The sequence below is a fragment of the Actinomadura sp. NPDC048032 genome (assembly GCF_040653175.1).
Classification (GTDB): Bacteria; Actinomycetota; Actinomycetes; order Streptosporangiales; family Streptosporangiaceae; genus Spirillospora; species Spirillospora verrucosospora.
Genome location: NZ_JBEZJP010000485.1, coordinates 1 through 5,675 on the forward strand (window position 1 = coordinate 1; position 5,675 = coordinate 5,675).

General features: G+C 66.0%; 4 protein-coding genes. 1 reads left to right on the plus strand and 3 read right to left on the minus strand.

Features of this window, described 5'->3' with window-relative positions; genetic code table 11:
- The first annotated feature begins 672 nt into the window (after positions 1-672).
- Positions 673-1,095 (plus strand): SMI1/KNR4 family protein, encoded by a 423-nt coding sequence (locus AB0C69_RS37015; RefSeq protein ID WP_360360289.1) that lies wholly within the window; start codon positions 673-675, stop codon positions 1,093-1,095.
- Between the two features lie 320 nt (positions 1,096-1,415).
- On the opposite strand, the gene AB0C69_RS37020 is transcribed toward AB0C69_RS37015, so the two are convergent.
- From AB0C69_RS37020 to AB0C69_RS37030, 3 genes are all read right to left on the minus strand, one after another.
- Complete coding sequence (locus AB0C69_RS37020) at positions 1,416-2,621, minus strand: phospholipase D-like domain-containing protein (protein WP_360360292.1); 1,206 nt, start codon at positions 2,619-2,621, stop codon at positions 1,416-1,418.
- Positions 2,622-3,036: 415 nt separating this feature from the next.
- Positions 3,037-3,297, minus strand: coding sequence for a hypothetical protein (locus tag AB0C69_RS37025; protein WP_360360295.1), 261 nt, complete (start codon positions 3,295-3,297; stop codon positions 3,037-3,039).
- Positions 3,298-4,108: 811 nt separating this feature from the next.
- The gene (locus tag AB0C69_RS37030; RefSeq protein WP_360360298.1) at positions 4,109-5,410 is read right to left on the minus strand and encodes a tetratricopeptide repeat protein; all 1,302 of its coding nucleotides are present in this window, start codon (positions 5,408-5,410) and stop codon (positions 4,109-4,111) included.
- Between the last annotated feature and the right edge of the window lie 265 nt (positions 5,411-5,675).

Consider the following 5,675-nt stretch of genomic DNA (forward strand, 5'->3'; position numbering starts at 1 on the left):
GTCGATGAAGAAGTGCGCCAGTTGCGGTGGGAACATCGCGAAATAGCTGCACAAACTGTGCAGAGGATGACCCCAGAGGCGCGGAGCAGAGCGCCACTGCAGCGGGAGGTCCTGAACTTGGTAGCTCGCGGGAACAGCCATGCCTCTGATCATGTAGTACCGATGCAGTCGCAGGCTAGTTCACAGCCTGCTTGATTTCACGCTACATTCCGTGGCCTGGGCGGTGCTTGGAGTTTCCGGATGTGGACACAGGATAGTGCGGCTGGGGTAGGAGTGTCGGAGGCGTGCTAAGTAGACAGCGGCCGAAGCCGGTCGCAGTCTGGAGCGTGCTGGTGATCCGTACTCGCCATCGAGGAGCAAGGCTTGGCGAGCGCGAAGCGGGGGCCTCGCGGCCCCCAGCCCCCCGCGGGCCGGAGGGTACGCCCGCGCGAAGCTGTCTGTCACAGCGTCTCGTCGTTCGCGCGGGCGCACCCTCCGGGACGGGCGTGGGCGCTAACGATCGTGCTAACAACGGGATCGGATGATCTTGGACGGGTGTGGACATCTGGGAGGTTGCGGCGCTGGTCAGGGGGCACGGGGGGACATGCCTGGACGGTTCTGATCTCGCTTGTAACAGACGGCAGTTGGTGGAGTGCGGCCGGCCGTGGCGGCGGACTCGTAGAATCCGCGCTCATGGCCCCGTTCGGAGATGTCAAAGCCTCGTTCTGGGGGACTGGTGACCACGGTGTTCAGCCGCCCTTGGTGGCGGGGGCGATCGAGGAGGCCGAGGACTTGCTTGGGGTGAGGCTTCCCCAGGCTCTGCTTGATCTCCTGGGAGTCCAGAACGGTGGCCCGGTGGCCGACGCCTGGAACGCCCTCCCGACCGACCAGCCCAACTCATGGAGTCCCACTCACGTCCCCTTGGCCGAACTGTTCGGAATCGGTCGCCGTGAAGGCACGTTGTCCCTCCTCGACACCCCGTACCTGGTCCAGGAGTGGGACTTGCCGTCCCCAACCGTTCCCCTGTCAGGTGATGGGCACTACTGGATAGCGCTGGACTACCGCGCAAGCGGGCACAGAGCGAGCCGTCTGTCGCCTGGATCGACGCCGATCTAGAAACTGAACTCTGGCTGGCGGCAGACTTCCGATCGTTCGTCCAGAAGCTCGTCCCTGCCGCCAGCTAACTCGTGTGCCGAATGGGGGCCGAAGTTCGGTGGCCTGAGAGAGAAGTGGCAGGTCAGGGGAGTTAGGCGGTGGGACTGTAAATCCGTCGGCTTAGCCTACGCAGGTTCGAACCCTGCACCCGCCACCACCACGTAGAACGGCCCCTGAACAGCTAGAACGCTGTCAGGGGCCGTTCTCGTTGGTTCCCGGTAGCTCCCTGCTCCTACCGGCCATTGCCGGGTGTGCACGGAACACGGCCGTCCGAGCGTCCTCTAGTCGACGTCCTCGACCGCGTTGTCGCCCGGGCCCGTGTGAGGAGGCACCTTCGGCTTCCACTGCGAGCAGTAGGTGTGGAGCGAGTCGAAACGCCCGGTGTAGGCTGCGTACAGCGTGGCGTTCCGCACGCGGAGGATGTTCTCGTCCTGCTGGCGCAGTGCCTGGACGGTGAGGTTGTGGCTGCCCACGTACAGGCCGGACGACGTGCCCTTACTGATCTGCATGAACTTCTCGTGCATCCACGAGATGTTGTTCACCGGCCCGCAGTACCTGACGCCGCCCTCGATGTAGGAGCTGTACGCGAGCTTGTTGACCGCCGCGTAGATCAGCTCCGCCCCACCGTCCTCATAGGCGATGTCCCCGGTGAGCACTCGGACCGTACAGCCGCGCTTCCCAGCATCGATGAGCGCGTTGGCCACCGCCATCCGGACGACCCTGACGTTCGCCACGTTGATGACGTCGTCGCTGGCACTGCGCGAGCACCTCGCCGCCTTCACGTCCGCCACGACCGGATCGTTGGACGCACTCGTGCGCGCTTTCCCGGCGGCCTCCCTCCGAGGGAACGTGTAGACCTGATACTTCCCGCCGGACGGCTTGTACACGTGACTCGATCCGTAGTTGTCGAGCCGCCCCGATCTGTTCGCGAGACGGTACATGTCGTCGAAGTATCTGCTGTAGAACCTGTACAGCCCGGCGTCCCGCACCGTGATGGCACTTTCGTACGAGGTCCACTCGTGCAGATTGGCGGACGCCACGTAAACGACGTTCCGCGCGACGCCTCCCCCCTTCTTCGCGACCTTGTCGATCGTCATGAACTTGTTGTGCATGCGCGAGTAGTTGTCGCCGACCTTCCGGTTGGCGGCGCATCCGCGAGTGGATATGTAGCGCCCGCTCTGCTTCGGGAACCCGCCGGCGCCGTCCGTGACCCGCCGCCCGCACGTCCGCACCGCATTGGGCGAGTCGGCGAACGCCGCCGTCAGCTCCCGGTACTGCGGCATGCCGATCTCGCTGCCGTTGATGACGACCCTGACCTTGACGCCCCGCCCCTTCGCCCTGCTGAGGGAGGTCACGATCTTGTTCTGGCTGAAGTAGTACAGCGGGAGCCGGATCGTCGCCCCGCTCGGCGCGGCGTCGATGAGGGCCTTGGCGTGATCGGAGATCACCGTGTTGTCGTCCTCGGTGAACTTCACATAGTCGTCCACCTGATCGAGGGCGATGGGAATCGCCTCATTCGGCGGATCGGCGTGCACCGGACCGGCCGGGAGCGCGGCACTCGCGAAAGCGAGCGCACTGAGAGCGACGGGCACCTTGAGGGGGAGCTTGCTGGACATCTTCAGCCTTCCGGTAGGGATCCGAGCCTCGCTGTTGGATGCCTTCTGACCGATGTCGCATCCGCTGTCTTGCCGATGAGGCTAAAAAGCCTCCGAACCCTCAACTAGGGCCCTAGGGCCCTAGGACCGCACGGCGGGGACCCCAACCCGAACACCTCACGCCCAAACACCAGCGCTGCAACTGAGCCATCTGGCACAGGACGGCCAGAACGTCCCCGCGCAGCTCACCGTTGTCGATGACCTCGCCGGTCCCCTCCGGTCGTCCTGGCGGGCCTCGCACTCCTAGCTAGTCGCCGTCCCTGAGCGCGTCCTCGATACGGCCGTTTCCCATGTGCTCGTGGCCGTCGATGCGCCCGGCGTAGACCCGTAGCAGGACGTCGACGCCGTGACCGGTGTGGCGGGCGACCTCGGGCGCCGGGACGCCGGCGGTGAGGGCGAGCGTGACGCCGCTATGGCGGAGGTCGTAGGGCCGCCCGGCCAGAGGAGAGGCCACCTGTGTGGGCGTGAGCGCCGTGCCGCGGGCGAGCTGCCAGACGCGCCCGTACACGCTCTTCGAGAGCGGCCCACCACGCCCACCAGAGAACAGCCGCAATTCGCCGCTTGGCGTCGTCCTCCTGTCCGGTCATGGACTTGGCGTACACCCGCAGCAGGACGGCGTCGCTGCGCCCGGCCGACTCGGCCACCTGAGCCGACGGCACCCCGGCCCCACGCCATGTGGACACGGCGGCGTGTCGCCGGGCGTATGGCGTCTCGGCTTGGCGATCACGCGCAGGTCTAGCGTCGCGCCACGCGAGGGCAGGTCCAGTTGACCAGGGGCAGCGGGTTGATCGGCAGAATGCGCCGCTGACAGGCGTGCTCCATGGCGTTGTTGAACGTCGCCTGCTTCCTGGTCGCCGTACTGCCGGTGGCGCATGGCCCGTCTTGCTTCCTGCTGAGTCGGTCGAGCACCTGGAGTGCGATCTGCGGGCCTTGCCGATTCGGCGCCAGTTCCCGTAGGTCGAGCGTGTTCCGGTCCAGCCAGTGCAGCGCGGGGAGTAGATGCTCAGGCGGTTCGCCTCCCTTGCGGTGAAGTCTGCTGTACGCCTAGCCCGGCGGGGCCTCACGAAGGAGCGTCCCCGCCGGGGCACCTTTGGACGTGGTGAGCAGCACTTCTGTCGTGTCCGTCAGGGCCTCAGCGATGCCGCGCCGATGGTTGGGCGCGGCGTACGGCCACTTCGCTGTGCGGTAGTCGACCGAGAAGGGGTATCAGGCGATCGCGTCCTCGTCGTGCTTCAACGACATCGAGGCGACCGGTGTTGAGGCTGAGCGCTTTGCCCTTGCGCGCTGCACTGACCGGAGGGAACCTGCCTCGGCAGTGATCAGGCGGCTTTGCCGTGGGCGAGGTGGAGCTTCATGTTGGTGAAGTCGAGGGTGATGTTGTAGGGCTTCCAGAAGCTGTGGGCGAAGTGGCCTATCGCGTCGATCCCTGATCCGTAGGGCCAGCCCACGTTGACCGGCATGTTCGGGTCGGCTTCGCAGTAGATGTCGTTGGCGACGGCGTCGCCGAGGCGGACCTCCTTCGGGTAGCAGGGGTAGGTGGTGGTCGGGTGGCTGTGGGCGAAGGTCTCGATGGGGCGGTCGTAGTCGGTGCGGACCCCCAACTGCTTGGCCACCTCCCCGGGCATGCCCACGGCGATCTCGCCGATTCCGCCGAAGTTCACGCCCATCACCCGAGGGCCGGAGCCGGCGATGCTGCCCGTGCTGCTGAGATCGTGGTCACGGGAGAGCCAGAGCGGCAGGGGCTTGGTGCCCGCCCGTGTGGCCTCGGCGACCGCTTCGGGGGTCGGTCGGCGCAGGATCAGTGAGCGGCCCGCGTAGTCGAAGGTGGTCAGCAGGTGGTAGAAGATCCACGTGCCGATCAGGCCGTCGTTGCCGGTACTGACATCTCCGCCCGACTCCGTCGACGACCAGCCCACCGGGACGTTGCGCAGTTCGAGGCCGCCCAGGTTGAAGGAGTCCAGCACCCCGTAGTACACCCATATGCCGGTGCCTTCGAAGTCGGTCTTTTCCGCGTACACGGGGCTCAGGCCGGCTTCCTTCGCCGCCGACGCGGTCAGGCTCAGATTCGGGGCGCCGGTGTAGAAACTGAGCTTCTTCGGCGGTCCGCCGTTGACGGAGACCTCTACCAGCGGTTCCGGGTCCATCTGCCTCCATGGCACGCGGCCGATGTCGCCGTGAATCTGGTAGGCCTCGCCGCGGATCGCCGCGAACCATTTGGCGTATCCTTCCTCGCCGCCCGCTCGCCAACGGGGCACGGAGAGGGAGAATTTGTCCTGCCTGATGTAGCAGTCGCCCAGGAGCTGGTTGGTCTCCTTGTCGTCGGGCGCCAGTCTGAGGGCCATCGTGAGGTACTTCTCCGCGTCGGGGAACTTGTTGGCCAGTAGCCCGATGTAGCCGCGCTGGCGTGCAGCGTGCAGGTTCGTTGGGTCCTTCTTCAGGATCTCCTCGTACGCGCGGGCGGCCTCCTCGAACTTCCCAGCCTTGAACAACGCGTCCGCGTCACTGCCGTCGGCGTGCGCCCTAGCCGTCTTGCCGAGCAGCGGTGTGGCCGCGGCGGCACCGGCCACCACAGCCGCGCCCCGCAGAAGCGAACGCCGATCCCAGCTCCCGTCACCAGCCACGCCTTCTCCTCTTCCGTAATCACTTTCCGCCCGAGCGCCATGCGCTCGGCACAGACCGGTGTGGTCCAAGCCCCCACCCAAGACGGAAGAGCGTTGCGGTGGCATATGCGTTTTTCGATACGCCCGCGATACAACCGGCCCCCTTCGTAAATGGATGGAAGGCGGTGCTGGAGGGATGAAACGGGTGATCGAAGCTGAAGATGCTCGAACTGCCGGCTGAGACGGCGATTGAGGCTGCACGCCGACAGTCCGCTGACAAAGGAAC

Coding starts and splice junctions, on each gene's coding strand:
- AB0C69_RS37015 (WP_360360289.1), top strand. CDS start 673: ATGGCCCCGTTCGGAGATGTCAAAGCCTCGTTCTGGGGGACTGGTGAC.